Consider the following 18,595-nt stretch of genomic DNA (forward strand, 5'->3'; position numbering starts at 1 on the left):
CCCAGGTTTTAAGCGGGTTTATGGCAATGCGACAAATAGCGTCGCAAAGGCGCAGTTTAAACTGCGCAGGGCTCTAGCGGCAGATTCAGCGGGCATTTTGCCCAAGGTCATTATCCAGGTAGTTAGCCGTGGTGCAGGCCCGGGGAGCGGGCGTCAGGACGCTTGCGCCGGCAACCGGCGACTACAGAAGGCGGATCAACCGCGTTCGGAAGGTACGGAGGAGAGTTCGAACGGGCTGCTGCTGCGCCGTTGATTGCGATCTTCGCGCGGGGTGGCGCCAAAGAAGTTGCGATAGGCGCTGGAGAAGTGCGGGCCGGAGGAGAAACCACAGGACAGGCCGATCTGAATGATCGACTTGCTGGTCTGCATCAGCATCTGCCGGGCCTTGTTCAGGCGCAGCTCCAGGTAGTACTGGCTGGGCACGCGATTGAGGTATTGCTTGAAGATCCGCTCCAGCTGACGCCGCGATACACAGACGTGCTGGGCAATCTCGTCGGTGGTCAGCGGCTCCTCGATATTGGCCTCCATCAGCAGCACCGCCTGAGTCAGCTTCGGATGGCTGGAGCCCAGGCGATTTTGCAGCGGGATGCGCTGGCGCTCGCCACCTTCGCGGATGCGCTCCACCACCAGCTCTTCAGACACCGCGCCCGCCAGCTCGGCACCGTGATCCCGCGCCAGCACCGCCAGCAACAGGTCCAGTACCGACATGCCACCGCACGCGGTCAGGCGATCACGGTCCCAGTCAAACAGGTGGCTGGTGGCGATGACCTTGGGAAAACGCTCGGCAAAATCGTCCTGCCAGCGCCAGTGCACCGCTGCCCGATAACCATCGAGCAAGCCCAGTTGCGCCAACGGGTACACCCCGGCAGACAGCCCGCCGATCACACAGCCGGCACGCACCAGTTGCTTGAGGGCGCTGCTCAGCCCGGAGCTCATTGGCGCAGGCGGTTCGTCTGCCAGCAGGAACAGCTTCTGACACCCTTCAAGCTTGCCCGCCCAAGGCTCACCCGGCAGTTGCCAGGCGCCTTCGGCTGGCGCCTCGGCCTGCAGGAAAGCCAGCTCATAAACCACTTCCGGGTGCACCCGCTGGGCAACACGCAAGGCCTCCTCGGCCAGCGCCAGCGTCAAGGCTTTAGTGCTGGGCCAAATCAGGAAACCAATTCGATGGGCAGTCATGGCGGGCAATCCGAAACGAAAACTTAAGGTGAGAAGCCAAGGGCGGCAGCACCAAGTTAGACCATCTGGCGCGCGGTGCGCAGCATGACCTAATTTGGTGCATAACGGCAGTGATTACTTGAGGCTGCCCGAGAGGAATTGTTGCAAACGTTCTGATTGCGGGTTCACCAGCACTTCCCGCGGGTTGCCGCTCTCTTCCACCACACCCTTGTGCAGGAACACCAGCTGGTTGGACACCTCACGGGCAAAGCCCATTTCGTGAGTCACCACCACCATGGTGCGGCCTTCCTGGGCCAGGGCCTGCATGACTTTCAGTACGTCGCCCACCAGCTCCGGGTCGAGCGCCGAGGTCGGTTCGTCGAACAGCATGACCTCCGGCTCCATGGCCAGCGCCCGGGCAATGGCCACGCGCTGCTGCTCACCACCGGACATGTGCCCCGGGTAGGCATCCTTGCGGTGTGCCACGCCCACCTTGGCCAGGTAATGCTCGGCTTTCTCGCGAGCTTCAGCCTTGGACACCCCCAGCACATGCACCGGTGCTTCCATGATGTTTTCAATCGCAGTCATGTGCGACCACAGGTTGAAGTGCTGGAACACCATCGACAGGCGCGAGCGCATGCGCTGCAGCTGCTTGGGATCAGCGGCCTTCAGCGCGCCGTCCTTGTTGGCCACCAGCTTCAACTCTTCGTTGTTCAGCAGGATCTTGCCGGCGTGGGGCTGCTCCAGCAGGTTGATGCAGCGCAAAAAGGTACTTTTGCCCGAGCCACTGGAACCGATGATGCTGATCACATCGCCGGCGGCGGCCTTCAGGGACACGCCCTTGAGCACTTCGTGACTGCCATAGCGCTTATGCAGGTCTTGGACTTCAAGTTTGTACATGCGGTCGGTTCTCACAAAAACAGTCAGTCGTTGAGCAAGCGCCCGTGACGCAGCGCTTCGCGCCCCGCCACCTTGGCCAGCCAGAAACCGGGTTGGGCATAACGCAGCCGCTCAACGGCGAACAACACGCCGCTGGTGCCAGCACACACCGTACTGACCCGATCGGATAGGGGATCAATCACTTCAAAAATCGGTTCGCCCACTTCCACCCAGCTACCGGCCGGACGCAGAAAGCTCACCACGCCAGGGTGCGGCGCATACAGCAATTGGGTGCCTTCAAACGGCATGGCTTCACAGGCTTCACGCCCAGGCGCCGGCCACTCACCGGCAATCAGCCCCTGTTCGGCCAGGAACGCCAGGATGCCTTCGGCGTAAGCCTCGGCCTGGGGGCGCCCGGTGTCGGCCTGGCCACCCAACTCCAAGGTGGTCGCCAGGCAGGCCAGGGGAATCTGTGCGTCAGGGAACTGCCGCGACAGGCGCAGCCACGGCAGCGAGCAGGCTTCGTCGAACGAACTGCCACCGGAGTCCTCCGCCAGCAGGCCGACCTTCACATCCAGGTGCGCCGCCAAGGAACGCCATTGCGGCCAGTGCTGCGGCAAGGCATACATGTGCAGCGCGGCCTCGGCATCGCAATGCAGGTCCAGCACCACATCGGCATTGCAGGCATGGCTCAGCAGCACCCGCTGCATACCCTGCAACTGACTGGCTGCCGGCGGCAACTCGGCCAGCACCTCAGCCATGGCCTGACGGATCAAGCGTACATTGGCGTGCGGATCATCCACCAGGCGCCCTTCCAGGCGCAGCGCCACAGGCCCGCTGAGTTCAACGAAATCGCGGTTGAAGTTCTTGCCGCTGCCAGCCTCGAAACGCCCCTGGTGATTGCCTTGCAGCAACTGCCCCAAGCCCAGCGGGTTGGCCACCGGCACCAGCTCGATGACGCCGTTGAGGGCGCCCTGGGCTTCCAGCTCGGCAAGACGCTTCTTCAGCTCCCAAGCGGTGCGCATGCCCGGCAGTTCATCGGCGTGCAGGCTGGCCTGGATATAGGCCTTGCGCTCGCCGCTGCCGAAACGGAACACCGAGATGTGCCGCTCGCTGCCCAGGTGGTTCCAGGGCAATGGATGATCGATGCGCTCCATATCAGTGCTTCCGCGGTGCCAGGTAGCGCAGCCAGCGGCCTTCGGCCAGCTTGAACAGGCGCACCAGGATAAAGGTCAGGCACAGGTAGAACACACCGGCGGTGATATAGGCCTCGAACGGCAGGTAGTACTGCGCGTTGACCGTACGTGCCGCGCCAGTGATGTCGATCAGCGTCACGATGGAGGCCAGGCTGGTGGTCTGCAGCATCATGATCACTTCGTTGCTGTACTGCGGCAGCGCCCGGCGCAGGGCCGATGGCAGAAGGATGCGGCGGTACATCTTGTAGCGCGACATGCCCATGGCCTTGGCCGCCTCGATCTCGCCATTAGGCGTGGCCTTGAGGCTGCCGGCGATGATTTCCGCGGTGTAGGCGCTGGTGTTGATGGCAAAGGCCAGGCAGGCGCAGAAGGTTGCGCTGGACAGCCAGGGCCAGAGGAAACTCTCGCGCACCGCTTCGAACTGAGCCAGGCCGTAGTAGATCAGGAACAGTTGCACCAGCATCGGCGTGCCGCGGATCACATAGGTGTAGAGCCAGGCCGTCATGTTCACCAGCGGCTGCTTGGACACCCGCATCAAGCCCAGGGGCAAAGCCACCAGCAAGCCAAAGAACAGCGACAGCGCCAGCAGCTTCAGGGTGGTCAGCAGGCCACTGAAGTACAGCGGCAAGGCGTCATAGATGACGTTGTAGTCGAAGATCATAGATCAGCCGCCCTTACGCCTACCGAGTAGCGCTTCTCAAGGTGACGCAATGCCAGCAACGAGACGCTGGTGATCACCAGGTACATCGCCGCCACTGCAAGGAAGAAGGTGAAAGGCTCGCGAGTGGCATCCGCCGCCTGCTTGGCCTTGAACATCATGTCTTGCAGGCCTACCACGGAAATCAGCGCAGTCGCCTTGGTCAGTACCAGCCAGTTGTTGGTGAAGCCGGGAATCGCCAGGCGAATCATCTGCGGCACCATCACCCGGAAAAACACCTGGAAGCTGCTCATGCCGTAAGCCATGCCGGCTTCCGCCTGCCCCTTGGGAATCGCCATGAAGGCGCCACGGAAGGTTTCCGACAGGTAGGCCCCGAAGATGAAACCCAGGGTGCCGATACCGGCCGCCAGCGGATTGAGGTCGATGTAATCGTCGTAGCCCAGCAGCGGAGCCACGCGGTTAAGCAGATCCTGGCCGCCATAGAAGATCAGCAGGATCAGTACCAGATCGGGAATGCCGCGGATCACCGTGGAGTACAGATCGCCAAGCCAGGCCAGCCAGCGCACCGGCGAGAGGCGCAGCGCAACCCCGATCAGACCCAGAACAATGGCCAGGGCCATGGACGACAAGGCGAGCTGAAGCGTCAGCCAAGCGCCATCGAGGATGACAGCCCCGTAGCCTTTCAACATGATTCAGGTCCTCGAAAATTGGGATGAAAAAATGGCGCAAACTTCAGAGATTCTGCTGCTTGCGCCATCTCGGACTGACTGATTCGACGGTCTTACTTACCGTAGATGTCGAAATCGAAGTACTTGTCCTGGATTTGCTTGTACTTGCCGTTCTCGCGAATGGCAGCGATAGCGGCGTTGATCTTGTCCAGATCGGCCTTGTCGCCTTTGCGCACAGCGATCCCTACGCCGTCGCCGAAGTACTTGACGTCGGTGAAGGCCGGTCCGACGAAGGCGAAGCCCTTGCCAGCGTCGGTTTTCAGGAAGCCGTCATTCAACAGGGTAGCGTCTGCCACGGTGCCGTCGAGGCGGCCGGCAGCCACATCCAGGTAGATTTCGTTCTGCGAGCCGTAAGGCTTGATCTGCGCGCCCAGGGGAGCCAGTACTTCACGGGCGAAACGCTCGTGGATCGAACCACGCTGCACGCCAATGTTCTTGCCCTTGAGCTCGGCCAGGCCGTCGCTGACCTGGGTGCCGGCCTTCATCACCAGACGCGCTGGCGTGTTGTAGTACTTGTTGGTGAAGTCCACGGACTTCTTGCGATCGTCAGTGATCGACATGGACGAAAGGATGGCGTCGATCTTGCGCACTTTCAGTGCGGGGATCAGGCCGTCGAACTCTTGCTCGACCCAGACGCACTTGACCTTCATTTCTTCGCACAGGGCGTTGCCGATGTCGTAGTCGAAACCGACGATGCTGCCGTCCGGGGCCTTGGAGGCAAACGGAGGGTAGGCCGCTTCAATACCAATTTTCAGGGGCTTTTCATCGGCGAAAGTCGGCAGGGAGAGCACGGACAGTGCCAGGGCGCCAAGAAGCACGAGTTTCTTCATCTTAGAACTCCATCGGTAAAGGGCGAAAACGGCAGAGTGAGCGACAGCCCAATATGCGAATGGGTGAAACAGCAAATAGCGGCGCTGCGTCCTGGGTAGCCCAGAGGGGACTCACACACAGGCAACGACGAGCGAGTGACCGGCATTCTAACGACAGGCTTGAAGCCGATATTTCCTCAATGCGACAACAAATTACAGAAGCATCGAGAATGCCAGGCCAACACATTGACAGCTCTTCAATTCTATGCAAGAGCGAGAGACGGGGAACCGATCTATGCTGCAAATTGCGGGCCTATTATTGGCAAAGCCTTCTATTCCGGCAAGCGCAGCGTGATGACTTATTTTTTATAAGGGTATAAAAGGCCCTGAAACGGGGCCTGGCGTTTCCCATTGCCCCGAAAATGGGCGCGGGGTTACATCCTCACCTGCATCGGTAACATTCGAACCCAGCAGATGGATAAATCCGATATTTATTCGCCCCTCTTCGCTGGCAAGCCAACCCCCACAACCACCACACAGCCTCGCAGGAGCCGGCTTGCCGGCAAATCGTGCGGCCACAAAAAGCCCCGCCCGGCGCAAGGCCGGGCGGGGCTGGGTGACTCAGAACCCGCCTCAGGCGACGTTCATGGTCTTGTGGGTATCGATCAGATGCTGCACCACGCTTGGGTCAGCCAAGGTCGAGATATCGCCCAGACCCTCGTACTCCGCCGTAGCGATCTTGCGCAGAATCCGCCGCATGATCTTCCCGGAGCGAGTTTTCGGCAGGCCCGGCGCCCACTGGATGACATCCGGCGAGGCGATCGGACCGATCTCCTTGCGCACCCAGTTCTTCAGTTCCAGACGCAGCGCTTCGCTCGGCTCCTCGCCACCGTTGAGGGTCACATAGACATAGATGCCCTGGCCCTTGATGTCATGAGGCACGCCCACCACTGCCGCTTCGGCGACTTTCGGGTGCGCAACCATGGCGCTTTCGATCTCGGCGGTACCCATGCGGTGCCCGGAGACGTTGAGCACGTCGTCCACCCGACCGGTGATCCAGTAGTAGCCATCCTCGTCGCGACGAGCACCGTCACCGGTGAAGTACATGCCACGGAAGGTCTTGAAGTAGGTGTCGACGAAGCGATCGTGGTCGCGGTACAGCGTCCGCGCCTGGCCAGGCCACGAATCGAGAATCACCAGGTTGCCTTCGGCGGCGCCCTCGATGATGTTGCCCAGGTTGTCCACCAGGGCCGGCACCACACCGAAGAACGGACGTGCGGCAGAACCCGGCTTCAGGGCATGCGCCCCAGGCAGCGGGCTCATCAGGGTGGCGCCGGTTTCGGTCTGCCACCAGGTGTCGACGATCGGGCAACGGGATTGACCGACGTTCTTGTAGTACCAGTCCCAGGCTTCCGGGTTGATCGGCTCACCCACCGAGCCCAGCAGGCGCAAGCTGCTGCCATCGGCGCCTTCGCAGGCGGCGGTGCCCGAAGCCATCATGGCGCGGATCGCGGTTGGCGCGGTGTAGAGGATGTTGACCTTGTGCTTGTCGACGATTTTCGCCACCCGGGTCACGTCCGGATAGTTCGGCACGCCTTCGAACAGCACAGTGGTCGCGCCGTTAGCCAGCGGGCCATAGACGATGTAAGTGTGGCCAGTGACCCAGCCGACGTCGGCGGTGCACCAGTAGACTTCACCCGGGCGATAGTCGAACACGCGCTCATGGGTCAGCGATGCATACAGCAGGTAGCCGCCGGTGGTGTGCTGCACGCCCTTGGGCTTGCCGGTGGAGCCGGAGGTATAGAGGATGAACAGCGCTTCTTCGGCGCCCATCTCTTTCGGCGCGCAGACGCTACCGGCGACTTTCATCAGGTCTTCGTACCAGATGTCGCGATGCTGGTTCCACTTGATGTCGCCACCGGTGCGCTTGCACACGATGACCTTCTGGATGCTGCTGGTTTCCGGATTGGTCAGGGCGTCGTCGACATTGGCCTTGAGCGGCACTTTCTTGCCGGCGCGAATACCTTCGTCGGCAGTGATCACCACTTTCGAGCGGCAGTCGATGATGCGTCCGGCCAGGGCTTCAGGGGAGAAGCCGCCGAACACCACCGAGTGGATCGCACCGATACGGGTACAGGCCAGCATGGCCACCACCGCCTCGGGAATCATCGGCATATAGATAGTCACCACGTCGCCGCGGTGTACGTCCTGGCCACGCAGGGCGTTGGCGAACTTGCAGACTTCTTCATGCAGTTCGCGGTAGGTGATGTTGCGGCTTTCGGCAGGATCGTCACCTTCCCAGATGATCGCGATCTGATCGCCACGTTCGGCGAGATGGCGATCCAGGCAGTTGTAGGAGACGTTCAGGGTGCCATCGGCGAACCACTTGATATCGACGTGGTGATCGTCGAAGGAAGTCTGCTTCACCGTGGTAAAAGGTTTGATCCAGTCGAGACGCTTGGCCTGTTCGCGCCAGAAACCGTCCGGGTTCACGACCGACTGCTGGTACATGGCCTTGTAGGTCGCCTCGTCAGTCAGCGTGTTGGCCAAAACCTCGGGACGAACGGGATACAGAGAAGCCGCACTCATCTTTCTTACCTCGGTGACATAGTTGTTTTTGTATGACCCCGTTGTAGCCGGGGGGCGTCTATAGAACCATTCGACGATGGTAGTAACAACCCCCTGCGAAATGCCCTGTCATTTGCCATAACCCTTCAAGAATGCGCCTTACAGCGACGTTCACCCTGGGCAAAAAAGTTCAAGCAGGCTGCGGAACAGCCCTTTTTCGGCGATTGTTACAAAAACTGTCAAAGGTGTTTATCAAAAGTACGCCTATATGATGGCGGCCCTCCCGCCTAAAATCTGTCTCGCCCAACAGGCAATCTGATTAACCAAGTTGCAGCCCCCACGAAGGCAGTTAATCAAACTTCTACTCAAGTTCCACACGCAGCCCTACAAAGGCTGCGTGACCCCACACGACCTTAGAAAGGTAAAACGCAAATGAAAGCTTTATTAGTTCTGGCCCTCAGCAGTCTGTGCGTAACCGCGATGGCTGATGAGATCCCGACTGATGTCGCACAGCAGCAAGTACCAGTAGAGGAATACACTTACTCGACTGATCTGGATATCGCCAAAGTTATCTCCATGAGCGAAGTTCCAGAAGTATGTGAAGTTGTACCAGCACGCATGGAATATGAAGACTCCCACGGTCAGCGGCATATTCTTCAATATCGCGTAATGGGCAACGGTTGCTCTAACGGCTAATAGCCAAGTTCATTGCCTGCACTTTGATGACTGCCGGCCGCAAGAAATCCCTCTTGCGGCAAAGAAGCCTGGTAACTGCCCGCTCAAGGGACAGTAAAGGGCCTCCCCCGACGACGTGCGACCACGGCAATCGCACGCACTTTTCCCAGGATGGTTGATGGCCTTCTCATAGCACCGCCAACGACCTTTCGAGCACCTGCGCCGACGACTTCGGCGAGGGCAATCCGGTCAACCTTGAAGACCTGCACCAGGAGATTTTCAAGGGCCAGACCGAGCAATTCGAGTTGTGTTCAAAACCTGAAAAAGGCTTGCAAAAACACAACATCTAGTAAAATTGGCTATTTTTTGGCCATTCCCGATTGTTTTTTTCAAGCGCAAAAAAAAATCTTCAGCGGCCAAAGCCTTGTAAACCCGCGCTCTGCCCCAGATCCCAGCCCTTCTCCGCCTCGCCTGCGCCCATCGGTCGCCCCACGGCCCGGAAAATATCCTTATAATGCGTCCTCAAAACGGGCCTGCAACATTCCCTTACCGGATGAAAACGACCTGCTGAATCCTGCGCAGGAGCTGACACCTCAAGCTCCGCCCGACAGCGGCCGCCAGGCACCCGGACACGTATTTCTGTTTATTGCCTGCGTTCACTGCTGCAACAAACGATTTCCATTGATTTAACGCGGCCAGTAGCGCCGTGTGAAAAGCCAACCCTTTTGTTTTCACACGGGCATCTGGCCCTCAAGCAGGAGACGACACGTCATGCTGAGCTGGGACGAATTCGACAAAGAAGAAGGCGAAGTTACAGTCAAAGGCGCCAACGCCGGCCACGCCACTGAAGCCAACATGGACCGCCTCGACAGCGCCGGTGGTGCTGCGGCTCTGGAAGCCCGCGCCGTGACCGCCAACGACTCGGCTGCCGTTGCCCGCGCCAAGGCGTCCCTGGACCAGCTCGACATCGCCGAAGGCCTGGCCGAGCTGGAAGGCTCTTCCGCCCGCGTCGCGGTTGACGAAAAGCGCATGATCAACTGCCGCGCCGACCTCAACCAACTGGTGCCGTTCAAGTACGACTGGGCCTGGCAGAAGTACCTCGACGGTTGCGCCAACCACTGGATGCCGCAAGAGGTCAACATGACCGCCGACATCGCCCTGTGGAAAAACCCGGAAGGCCTGACCGACGACGAGCGCCGCATCGTCATGCGCAACCTGGGCTTCTTCTCCACCGCCGACTCCCTGGTTGCCAACAACCTGGTACTGGCCGTGTACCGCCTGATCACCAACCCGGAATGCCGCCAGTACATCCTGCGCCAGGCGTTCGAAGAGGCGATCCACACTCACGCCTACCAGTACTGCATCGAATCGTTGGCCATGGATGAAGGCGAGATCTTCAACATGTACCACGAGATTCCATCGGTCGCGAAGAAAGCCGCCTGGGGCCTTAAGTACACCCGTTCGATCTCCGATCCGAAGTTCGAAACCGGCACCGTCGACACCGACAAGGAACTGCTGCGCAACCTGATCGCCTACTACTGCGTGCTGGAAGGCATCTTCTTCTACTGCGGCTTCACCCAGATCCTGTCCATGGGCCGCCGCAACAAAATGACCGGTGTCGCCGAGCAGTTCCAGTACATCCTGCGCGACGAATCCATGCACCTGAACTTCGGCATCGACGTGATCAACCAGATCAAGATCGAAAACCCGCACCTGTGGGATGCCGAGATGAAGGAAGAAGCCACGCAGATGATCCTCCAGGGCACCCAACTGGAAATCGAATACGCTCGCGACACCATGCCGCGCGGCGTACTGGGCATGAACGCCGCGATGATGGAGGACTACCTCAAGTTCATCGCCAACCGTCGCCTGTCGCAGATCGGCCTGAAGGAAGAGTACCCAGGCACCACCAACCCGTTCCCATGGATGAGCGAGATCATGGACTTGAAGAAAGAGAAGAACTTCTTCGAGACCCGCGTGATCGAGTATCAAACTGGCGGCGCGTTGAGCTGGGACTGATTCCCGGGTCAATGAAACAAATAAGAAGCCCTGACTTGCTCAGGGCTTTTTTATTGCCCGTGGAAACATGCACCAGACCAGGCTCATTAAAGTAGGTGCAGGCTTCAAGGCCTGCCGTTATAAAAGAGCCCTCTTTCGCTTAAGGATCAAAGCGCTCATGAAATTCGATACGGCCTACTGCATCAGCCTCGATGACAAGTTGTCGATCTATGACGTGCGGGATCTGAATTTCGATGAAACCCTGGTCTTCGATTCGGCCAAGGAAAGTTTCCAGTGCCCCAATGACGAATGTCGCGCGGCGTTCGATGCAGCCAATCAACTGGGCACCTTCAATGCCAAGAACGTCAATTACATCCGTACCCCGCACTTCAAGAACCTGCCCACCACCCTGCATATAGAAGGCTGCCCTTATGGCGTCGGCAAAGGTGCTGGCAACGTCGAGGGGGCAATGGCCGCGGATGAGCGCGAGGAGCACTTCCCCTCGGAATTGCTGCTGACCCGCCGCGAATACGTGCGCAAACCCGCCAGCCCGGCAGCCGCGCTCGATACCCCACGGGACCATCCGTCAGTCGCCACGACCACGTCGCACACCCCAAACGTCGCGCGCGACAGCACTCCGGACAAGACCAGCGTCTTCGCCCATCCGGTGGAGTGCTTTGTGTCGAACATCGACGACAAGGAACTGCTCAAGCGCATGCCGTTGAAGATCGGCGAGCACACGGCGAGCTACGCGTCGTTCTTCAAGAAGATCGAGTACCTGCTGGACAACAAGGGGCTGATCTACTGGGGCAAGATCAAGGAAATCAAGGACTACACCCAGAGCTTTCGCATCGATTTCGAGCAGAAGGTCTGGTTCAAGGACGATGGCGAGGCCAAGAAGAAGCCCTATTCGGTCAACGTCTACCTGAGCAAGAAACTCATCGACAACTACCGCAAGCGCAACGCCTTCCTCGAAGAGATCAAGGGCGCCGCCGACAGCCAGCGTGAGTTGTACTGTTTCTTCTATGGCGTCACTCCGACCCTCAAGCAGGTGCCGAGCAAGAAAAATCCCGAAGCCACCTTCGGCGTCTTCAGCGCCAATATCGAGAACCTGGACCACTTCGTGATCCGCGAGGCGCCGGGGCTGGAGGCTAAATAACCGCCATCGCTTTCAGCGCTGGAGCCATTCCACGGCGACCGCCCCGGGGCCCTTGAGCCGCCGGGCCGGATACCGCTATCACTTCAGGCACATGCTCAACAGCACCAGCAGCAACAGGCCGACGTACACCCGTGCATGCACCCGGTCAGGAATCCTGCCAATCCAGGGCGCGGCCAGGCGAATGCCCAGCAACGAGCCAAGGGTCAGCACGCAGAACCCCAGCAGGTCGACATAACCGATGAACCAGGGCCCCAGATCGAACCGACTGTAACCTGCCAGCGCCATATAGGTTGCGGTGCCCGCCAGCGCCACCGGCACACTTAGCGGATTGGCCATGGAGGTGGCCTGGGTCATGCTCAGGCCACAACGGCGTAACAGAGGGACCGTCATGACGCTGCCACCCACCCCGAGAAAGGTCGCGATAACGCCTATTCCTACACCACCAAAGAGGGTTTCGCCTGCCCCGAGGTCACGGGGTTGCTGCCCGCTCGACGGCTCAAGAAAGCCACGCCGCAGCACACAGTCGGCAATGGTGATGGCCAGATAGGCGATAAAGGCATAGCTGATCACCTGGCCACTCACCCACATGGCGGCGGCCGCTCCAAACATCGCTCCCACGCCGATATAGCCCCCAAGAGGCCACAGGTAGCGACGGATAAGGTTGCCGGCGCGCCGGTGCCGACGGGTCGCAACCAGGGCGTTAACGATCATGACGCAGGTCGAAGTGGCCACCGCGACATGCATGGCCACCTGCCCCACCGCCGAGTCGGCGCCCTGAGTGCCAAGCAGCATCCAGTACAGCAGCGGCACCACCACAAACCCGCCGCCAAAGCCGAACAGCACGGCGCTGATGCCCGTCAGGCAACCAAAGAATGCCAGCAATAGATAGAACATCGAGCCGCTTCCTTCCAGATAGAAGCCCTGGACGATAGAGCGCCCGCGCTTGGCCGGCTTCAGCAAGTCAGCCAATAATGTTTGCGTTTACGCCAAGCACGGGACTTTGTCGGCATGCGCAATATTTCCATCGACCAGCTGGATCAGACCCCACGCCCGGTGCTGGCCATCGGCACCGACTACGCCGATGGACAACGCCTGCCACGCCACCGGCATCGGCGGGCGCAACTGCTGTATGGCGCCACCGGGGTGATGCAGGTGAGTACCGATCAGGGCAACTGGGTGGTCCCGCCGCAACGTGCGGTGTGGATTCCGCCAGGGGTAGAACATGAAGTGCTGATGCTTGGGGTCAGCACTCGCAGCCTTTATATAGAACCTGCCGCCGCCCCCCTGGACAGCAACGGCTGCCGGGTTGTCGGCATCTCGCCACTGCTGCGCCAACTGCTGCTGGAGGCCGTGGACATGCCCCTGGAATACGATCAGCACGGGCGTGACGGGTTGCTGGTCGGCCTGCTGCTGCACGAAATCCAGCGCTGCCCTCGCCTGCCGCTACACATCCCCTTGCCGGCCGATGGCCCACTGCTGGAATTGTGCCGGGCTTTTCTCGCTCACCCCGATGTCCATCAATCTCCCCAACATTGGGCTGACCGACTGCATATCAGCCTGCGTACCTTCAACCGCTGGTTTCGCCAAGAGACCGACATGAGCTTCGTGCAGTGGCGCCAACGGGCCTGTGTGATTCAGGCCCTGGCACGGCTGGCGACAGCCGAGCCGGTCACCCGCATTGCGCTGGATCTTGGCTATGACAGCCCCGGTGCGTTCTCCACCATGTTCCGTCGGGTGCTGGGGCAAGCCCCTAGTACCTACCTGGATCAGGAGCATCCGTCTCCAGGAAAAACCTTGTGACCAATGGCCGGGGCGGCAGCAGAAATTGAGTTTGATCCGCGGGCAAAACAACTGTACAAATAACCAGTATCAAGCCAACGCACTGCTTAACCTCCCGGAGAAAACCATGGCCTCTCTAGCGATGAAAATCACCCTGGAACGTATCGCGCTCTATCAGTTCACCCCACAGCACTGCGCCCAGGCCCGGGACATGCTGGATTGGGACATGGATCAGCTGTCACGCGAGTCTGCGGTCTCGGTGCAAGCCATCCAGCGTTTTGAAGCCGGTTATGAAGTTCGTGATGTCACCCGCCTGGCCCTGGCGTTCTGCCTTGAAGCCCAGGGCCTGGTGTTCTTCCCCGGCTTCGCCCCAGGCCGCGGCATGAACATCAGAGGGGCCACTCCCAACCCGATGGAGCGCCCCGACTACGCCATGATCGAATGATCCAGTGCCCTGAGCAGTTGCTCGCACAAGGCCGGCACTGACGAGTGAGTCGAATCCAGGCGAAGCAGCGGGCAGGCCAGGATGGTGGTCCCGGAACCGGTGGCGCCGAATATATGCACTCTGTTGGCCATGACGCAGCTCCTTTGCGGCGAACCTCCAACAGACGTCTACAACCTTGAGCCGGCTTTAACCTTGAGCCGGCTTTGCCCAGCGGCCCACCGCCGGGCCTGGCTCAGGCGGGCTCGACGCCAACCAGCTCCTGCGTACCGTCCACCTCCAGCCACCAGGCACCGCCCCGTTGAGGTTGCGCCAGGGTGAAGGCCTCGCCCATCTGCGGCGTGGTGATGTGGATGCTGCGCTCCCAGGCCAGGGCCAGGATTCGATCAAAGGGTTCATGCCAGGCATGCATCGCCAGATCAAAGGTGCCGTTGTGGATCGGCAGCAGCCAGCGGCCTTGCAAGTCGATATGGGCTTGCAGGGTTTGCTCGGGCTGCATGTGCACATGGGGCCATTCGACGTTGTAGGCTCCGGTTTCCATCAGCGTCAGGTCGAATGGGCCGTACTGCTGGCCAATGCGCTTGAATCCGTCGAAGTAGCCGGTATCGCCACTGAAGAAGATCCGCGTCGGGCCGTCGATCATCACCCAGGAGGCCCACAAGGTGCGGTTGCCATCGAACAGGCCGCGCCCGGAAAAATGCTGCGATGGCGTGGCCACGAAACGGATTCCCGCAACTTCGCTGCCCTGCCACCAATCCAGTTGCCGCACCTTGGCCGCCGGCACGCCCCATTTGACCAAGGTGTCGCCCACCCCCAGCGGAGTGAGGAAATGCCGGGCCTTGCCTGCCAGGGTCAACACGGTCTTGCGATCCAGGTGATCGTAATGATCGTGAGACAGGATCACCGCCTCGATCTCGGGCAACTGCTCCAGGCTGATGGGCGGCTGGTGAAAGCGTTTCGGGCCGGCCCATTGCACGGGTGATGCACGCTCGGCAAACACCGGATCGGTGATCCAGAACTTGTCACGCATCTTCAGCAGCACCGTGGAATGCCCCAGACGGAATACGCTGTGATTGGGCGCGGCGAACAACTGCTCGCGGGTCAGTGGCTGCACCGGAATGGCACCGGCCGGCCGGGTGTTGCGGGGCTTGTGGAACAACATGTTCCAGAATATCTGCAGCGTCTTGCCAAAGCTGGCACGACGCACCGGCGCATGATTACGGAAGGCCCCCTGCTCCTGGCGCGAGGTTTCCTCGCGGGGAGCACGGGTAATGCTGGACGAGACAGTGGCCATGATTGAAATGACTCCATGGAACGCGGCAAGGTTCCGACGTGGCGTTGCAGGACGATCTACTGGCCAAGGCACGCAAGCATCAGCCGCCAATCATCGTTTCGAGGACGAACTACACTACACAGTGTAGTTTCTACATTGCAACAGAAAAAAGACAAAGTAGACTGCCCAGTGCTCCTACCGCCCACCCTGATCGAACCCAATTTATGACAGCCCCCAAGCGCCTCACCGACCTCAAACGCAGTGCCATCGTCCAGGCGGCGATCAGCGAATTCCGCACCAGCGGTTTCGAGATCACCAGCATGGACAAGATTGCCGCTACGGCTGGAGTGTCCAAGCGCACGGTGTACAACCACTTTCCCAGCAAGGAGGAGCTGTTCGCCGAGATCCTGCACAAGCTCTGGGCCAGCATCAGTGCGCAATCGGAAATCGTCTATTGCAGCGACCTGCCACTGCGCCAGCAGCTGGAAAACCTCCTGCGGGCCAAGCTGCAACTGCTGGCCGACGACAACTTCCTCGACCTGGCCCGGGTAGCGATCGCCGCCGCCATTCACTCACCGGAACGGGCGCAGAACATGGTGGCGCGCCTCGGTGAACGGGAAGAAGGCCTGACCTTGTGGATTCGCGCCGCCCTGGCCGACGGCCGGCTCAAGCCCGTGGACGCGGAATTCGCCGCGACCCAGATGCACGGCCTGCTCAAGAGCTTCGCCTTCTGGCCGCAGATCACCATGGGCCAGCCGCCACTGGCTGCGGACATGCAAACCCGGGTCGTCGAGTCGGCGCTGGACATGTTCCTCGGCCACTACCAGGCCTGAACGCCCGCGCAATCTGTGCCGTGACTCCCCCCCGACGCTTCCGGCCACTGTGAAATGGCTTCGAAGGACACTGATTATTCTCAGTGGAATAAATGACAATATTCACCAGACTGATCCGATAAACGGCTAAGCCGAAAGAACACCACACGGTGTTTCAGTACAGAACCTGGTGCAGGAATTTATGGAAAATCAACGCGGCAGGGGCCTGTCATTTGCCCGGCGCATCTATCGTCCAAGGATCATCGGCCTGGGTATCGGCGGTATCAGTGTCTTCGCCGCGCTCTATCCCCTGGCACTGCCGGGCTGGACATGGGCCCTGCTCCTGTTCAACGGCCTGCTCTGGCCCCACCTGGCCTATCAACTCTCCACCCGCTCGACCTTTCCCTATCAGGCTGAACGTCGCAACCTGCTGTACGACTCGATGCTGGGCGGTTTCTGGGCCGCCACCATGCAGTTCAATCCGCTGCCTGCGGTGACCATCCTGTCGATGATGGCCATGAACAACGTCGCCGCAGGCGGCTTGCGCCTGTTCATCCGTGGCGGCCTGGCACAGTGCGCCGGGATACTCCTGTCATGGCTGCTGTTCGGTGTGCACTTCAGCAGTCAGATCAGCCCGTTGCAGATCTACGCCTGCCTGCCGATGCTCACGTTCTATCCGCTGGCGGTGGGCACGGTCTGCTACCGGTTGGCAATCAAGCTGTCCGAGCACAAGCGCGCCCTCAGCGCACTGAGCCGCACCGACAGCCTCACCGGCCTACTCAACCACGGCTCCTGGAAGGACCTGCTGCACATCAAGTTCCACAAGTGCCAACAGCGCCAGATCGATGCCAGCATCGCCCTGATCGACATTGACTACTTCAAGGCGATCAACGACACCTACGGGCACATCATCGGCGATACGGTGCTGCGCCATTTGAGCAGCGAACTGCGGCGCAACCTGCGCCATGATGATCTTGCCGGCCGCTACGGCGGCGATGAATTCTGCGTGATACTGCCGCGCATGAGCCCACAGCAGGCACTGGATGTCATGGAGCGCCTGCGCCAGGTATTCAGCCAGTACCAGCATCCGCAAGTGGCGGAGTTGAAAGTCAGCCTGAGTATTGGCCTGGCCGCATTCGACCCCGCGTTCAAGGATCCCTCCAGCTGGCTGCACGCCGCCGACAAAGCCCTGTACCAGGCAAAAAACAGCGGCCGTAATCGAATAGCCAGCAATGACGACGAAGCCCGCCCCGCACAAACACAAATGGCATAAAAACCCAAAAAACTTATACAAAAAGGAAGTAAAAAACATTTTTGTACAAGTTAATTTGGATTTTCCCCAGTAATTGCCATCATAATGCCGTCACTTCGCTACCGTAGAAGTCCTCCCTATGGGGGGCTGATACCGTGGCTCACCCACCCAACCAAATCGATCCGCAGCCACTACGTCTCCTCTTGAGGCGGCCAACGACGCCTGTGCGCAACGTCGTCCGCTTCACCGCTACGGGTTTGTCTGTCAGTCATGGAACGCTGACATTGAGCAGATAATGCCAATCGCCGAGGAGCATTTGGCATACCAGCGCAATCAATAGGGATCGACGTAACGTTTCTCCCACAGAGCACCCGTCAACATGCTATTCAACCGCCACAACAAGACCATCGATTCCCTGCAGCAAACCATCGCCGAACAGTCCCGCCTGCTGGAAGCCATCGACCGCTCCATGGCAGTGATCGAGTTCGACCTGCAGGGCACCGTCCTGCGGGCCAACGACAACTTTCTCAAGACCCTGGGCTATCGCGAAGATCAGGTGCTGGGCCAGCCCCATCGCCTGTTCTGTACCCCCGAATACGCCCGCAGCAGCGACTATCAACAGCTGTGGAATGCCCTCAAGGACGGCCAGTTCAAGTCGGGCACTTTCGAACGCGTGGCCAGCAACGGGCAGAGCCTGTGGCTGGAAGCCAGCTACAACCCGATCCGCGACGCTTCCGGCGCGGTGTACAAGGTGGTCAAGTACGCCCTCGACGTCACCGCCCGGGTGCAGGAAGAGGTTGAAGCGCGGAACAAGCTGGACGCCATCGACCGCGCCATGGCGGTGATCGAGTTCAACCTCGATGGCAGCATCATCGGTGCCAACGCCAACTTTCTCAGCCGCCTGGGCTACAGCCTGGCCGAGATCAAGGGCAAGCATCACCGGATGTTCTGCAAGCCCGAGCTGGTCAGCAGCAGCGCCTACCAGGACTTCTGGAACCGCCTGAACAAGGGTGAATTCTTCAATGGCCGGTTCGAACGGATCGATAGGCATGGCCGTACGCTGTGGCTGGAAGCCAACTACAACCCGGTCTACGACGCCAGCGGGCGCCTGTGCAAAGTGGTCAAGTACGCCGCCGACGTCACCCAGCAGGTCGAGAAACACGAGCAGGATGCGCAGAGCGCGAGCCAGGCTTATCACATCTCGGTGCAGAC

17 protein-coding genes and 1 pseudogene are annotated in these 18,595 nt (G+C 60.0%); 8 read left to right on the forward strand and 10 right to left on the reverse strand.

Annotation, left to right across the window (positions count from 1 at the left end):
* Positions 1 to 195 precede the first annotated feature (195 nt).
* The 7 genes from argR to acs all read right to left on the reverse strand — a co-directional run bounded on the left by argR (position 196) and on the right by acs (position 8,014).
* Entirely contained in the window at positions 196 to 1,176 is a 981-nt protein-coding gene (argR, locus tag LXM55_RS10165) for a transcriptional regulator ArgR (protein ID WP_011062772.1), read from the reverse strand.
* A 114-nt stretch (positions 1,177 to 1,290) separates the two neighbouring features.
* Positions 1,291 to 2,055, reverse strand: coding sequence for an ABC transporter ATP-binding protein (locus LXM55_RS10170; RefSeq protein ID WP_011062773.1), 765 nt, complete (start codon positions 2,053 to 2,055; stop codon positions 1,291 to 1,293).
* A gap of 23 nt (positions 2,056 to 2,078) precedes the next feature.
* The gene (locus tag LXM55_RS10175) at positions 2,079 to 3,191 is read right to left on the reverse strand and encodes a succinylglutamate desuccinylase/aspartoacylase family protein (protein WP_233320256.1); all 1,113 of its coding nucleotides are present in this window, start codon (positions 3,189 to 3,191) and stop codon (positions 2,079 to 2,081) included.
* 1 nt (position 3,192) lies between these two features.
* Entirely contained in the window at positions 3,193 to 3,891 is a 699-nt protein-coding gene (locus LXM55_RS10180) for an ABC transporter permease (protein WP_022640331.1), read from the reverse strand.
* Positions 3,888 to 4,577, reverse strand: coding sequence for an ABC transporter permease (locus LXM55_RS10185; protein ID WP_016968104.1), 690 nt, complete (start codon positions 4,575 to 4,577; stop codon positions 3,888 to 3,890). Before LXM55_RS10185 ends, LXM55_RS10180 begins: the two co-directional genes overlap by 4 nt.
* Positions 4,578 to 4,669: 92 nt before the next feature.
* Complete coding sequence (locus LXM55_RS10190) at positions 4,670 to 5,446, reverse strand: ABC transporter substrate-binding protein (protein ID WP_102860678.1); 777 nt, start codon at positions 5,444 to 5,446, stop codon at positions 4,670 to 4,672.
* A 612-nt stretch (positions 5,447 to 6,058) separates the two neighbouring features.
* The gene (gene acs, locus LXM55_RS10195; RefSeq protein ID WP_233320257.1) at positions 6,059 to 8,014 is read right to left on the reverse strand and encodes an acetate--CoA ligase; all 1,956 of its coding nucleotides are present in this window, start codon (positions 8,012 to 8,014) and stop codon (positions 6,059 to 6,061) included.
* A gap of 411 nt (positions 8,015 to 8,425) precedes the next feature.
* Here acs and LXM55_RS10200 point away from each other — a divergent pair, with 411 nt between their 5' ends.
* The 3 genes from LXM55_RS10200 (at position 8,426) to LXM55_RS10210 (ending at position 11,825) form a co-directional block, all read left to right on the forward strand.
* A complete protein-coding gene (locus LXM55_RS10200; RefSeq protein WP_016968107.1) occupies positions 8,426 to 8,689 on the forward strand; it encodes a DUF2790 domain-containing protein in 264 nt (87 codons plus the stop codon).
* Between the two features lie 750 nt (positions 8,690 to 9,439).
* Positions 9,440 to 10,687, forward strand: a complete 1,248-nt coding sequence (locus LXM55_RS10205) for a ribonucleotide-diphosphate reductase subunit beta (protein ID WP_233320258.1) — start codon at positions 9,440 to 9,442, stop codon at positions 10,685 to 10,687.
* Between the two features lie 157 nt (positions 10,688 to 10,844).
* On the forward strand, positions 10,845 to 11,825 hold the full coding sequence (locus LXM55_RS10210; protein ID WP_233320259.1) for a hypothetical protein: 981 nt from the start codon (positions 10,845 to 10,847) through the stop codon (positions 11,823 to 11,825).
* A 78-nt stretch (positions 11,826 to 11,903) separates the two neighbouring features.
* On the opposite strand, the gene LXM55_RS10215 is transcribed toward LXM55_RS10210, so the two are convergent.
* Positions 11,904 to 12,719 (reverse strand): sulfite exporter TauE/SafE family protein, encoded by an 816-nt coding sequence (locus tag LXM55_RS10215; RefSeq protein ID WP_233320515.1) that lies wholly within the window; start codon positions 12,717 to 12,719, stop codon positions 11,904 to 11,906.
* A 114-nt stretch (positions 12,720 to 12,833) separates the two neighbouring features.
* Here LXM55_RS10215 and LXM55_RS10220 point away from each other — a divergent pair, with 114 nt between their 5' ends.
* Positions 12,834 to 13,625: an AraC family transcriptional regulator gene (locus tag LXM55_RS10220; RefSeq protein ID WP_233320260.1), complete on the forward strand. Its 792-nt coding sequence runs from the start codon at positions 12,834 to 12,836 to the stop codon at positions 13,623 to 13,625.
* A 106-nt stretch (positions 13,626 to 13,731) separates the two neighbouring features.
* The gene (locus LXM55_RS10225; protein WP_233320261.1) at positions 13,732 to 14,049 is read left to right on the forward strand and encodes an XRE family transcriptional regulator; all 318 of its coding nucleotides are present in this window, start codon (positions 13,732 to 13,734) and stop codon (positions 14,047 to 14,049) included.
* Here LXM55_RS10225 and LXM55_RS10230 read toward each other — a convergent pair.
* Both LXM55_RS10230 and LXM55_RS10235 read right to left on the reverse strand, forming a co-directional pair.
* Complete coding sequence (locus LXM55_RS10230) at positions 14,031 to 14,180, reverse strand: hypothetical protein (RefSeq protein WP_233320262.1); 150 nt, start codon at positions 14,178 to 14,180, stop codon at positions 14,031 to 14,033. The two genes, LXM55_RS10225 and LXM55_RS10230, sit on opposite strands and share 19 nt — an antisense overlap.
* A gap of 101 nt (positions 14,181 to 14,281) precedes the next feature.
* Positions 14,282 to 15,340 carry an MBL fold metallo-hydrolase gene (locus LXM55_RS10235; RefSeq protein WP_233320263.1) on the reverse strand — a complete coding sequence of 353 codons (1,059 nt, stop codon included), beginning with the start codon at positions 15,338 to 15,340 and terminating at the stop codon, positions 14,282 to 14,284.
* Between the two features lie 203 nt (positions 15,341 to 15,543).
* On the opposite strand from LXM55_RS10235, the gene LXM55_RS10240 reads away from it, so the two are divergent.
* The 3 genes and pseudogenes from LXM55_RS10240 to LXM55_RS32640 all read left to right on the forward strand — a co-directional run.
* On the forward strand, positions 15,544 to 16,152 hold the full coding sequence (locus LXM55_RS10240; protein ID WP_233320264.1) for a TetR/AcrR family transcriptional regulator: 609 nt from the start codon (positions 15,544 to 15,546) through the stop codon (positions 16,150 to 16,152).
* Positions 16,153 to 16,333: 181 nt separating this feature from the next.
* Entirely contained in the window at positions 16,334 to 17,404 is a 1,071-nt protein-coding gene (locus LXM55_RS10245) for a diguanylate cyclase (protein ID WP_233320265.1), read from the forward strand.
* A 448-nt stretch (positions 17,405 to 17,852) separates the two neighbouring features.
* Positions 17,853 to 18,488 (forward strand): annotated as a pseudogene (locus LXM55_RS32640) (PAS domain-containing protein); the annotation flags it as partial.
* Positions 18,489 to 18,595: the final 107 nt, after the last annotated feature.

Origin of the sequence: Pseudomonas sp. Au-Pse12 (genome assembly GCF_021341665.1) — a bacterium.
GTDB lineage: Bacteria > Pseudomonadota > Gammaproteobacteria > Pseudomonadales > Pseudomonadaceae > Aquipseudomonas.

Coding starts and splice junctions, on each gene's coding strand:
- argR (WP_011062772.1), bottom strand. CDS start 1,176: ATGACTGCCCATCGAATTGGTTTCCTGATTTGGCCCAGCACTAAAGCC.
- LXM55_RS10170 (WP_011062773.1), bottom strand. CDS start 2,055: ATGTACAAACTTGAAGTCCAAGACCTGCATAAGCGCTATGGCAGTCAC.
- LXM55_RS10175 (WP_233320256.1), bottom strand. CDS start 3,191: ATGGAGCGCATCGATCATCCATTGCCCTGGAACCACCTGGGCAGCGAG.
- LXM55_RS10180 (WP_022640331.1), bottom strand. CDS start 3,891: ATGATCTTCGACTACAACGTCATCTATGACGCCTTGCCGCTGTACTTC.
- LXM55_RS10185 (WP_016968104.1), bottom strand. CDS start 4,577: ATGTTGAAAGGCTACGGGGCTGTCATCCTCGATGGCGCTTGGCTGACG.
- LXM55_RS10190 (WP_102860678.1), bottom strand. CDS start 5,446: ATGAAGAAACTCGTGCTTCTTGGCGCCCTGGCACTGTCCGTGCTCTCC.
- acs (WP_233320257.1), bottom strand. CDS start 8,014: ATGAGTGCGGCTTCTCTGTATCCCGTTCGTCCCGAGGTTTTGGCCAAC.
- LXM55_RS10200 (WP_016968107.1), top strand. CDS start 8,426: ATGAAAGCTTTATTAGTTCTGGCCCTCAGCAGTCTGTGCGTAACCGCG.
- LXM55_RS10205 (WP_233320258.1), top strand. CDS start 9,440: ATGCTGAGCTGGGACGAATTCGACAAAGAAGAAGGCGAAGTTACAGTC.
- LXM55_RS10210 (WP_233320259.1), top strand. CDS start 10,845: ATGAAATTCGATACGGCCTACTGCATCAGCCTCGATGACAAGTTGTCG.
- LXM55_RS10215 (WP_233320515.1), bottom strand. CDS start 12,719: ATGTTCTATCTATTGCTGGCATTCTTTGGTTGCCTGACGGGCATCAGC.
- LXM55_RS10220 (WP_233320260.1), top strand. CDS start 12,834: ATGCGCAATATTTCCATCGACCAGCTGGATCAGACCCCACGCCCGGTG.
- LXM55_RS10225 (WP_233320261.1), top strand. CDS start 13,732: ATGGCCTCTCTAGCGATGAAAATCACCCTGGAACGTATCGCGCTCTAT.
- LXM55_RS10230 (WP_233320262.1), bottom strand. CDS start 14,180: ATGGCCAACAGAGTGCATATATTCGGCGCCACCGGTTCCGGGACCACC.
- LXM55_RS10235 (WP_233320263.1), bottom strand. CDS start 15,340: ATGGCCACTGTCTCGTCCAGCATTACCCGTGCTCCCCGCGAGGAAACC.
- LXM55_RS10240 (WP_233320264.1), top strand. CDS start 15,544: ATGACAGCCCCCAAGCGCCTCACCGACCTCAAACGCAGTGCCATCGTC.
- LXM55_RS10245 (WP_233320265.1), top strand. CDS start 16,334: ATGGAAAATCAACGCGGCAGGGGCCTGTCATTTGCCCGGCGCATCTAT.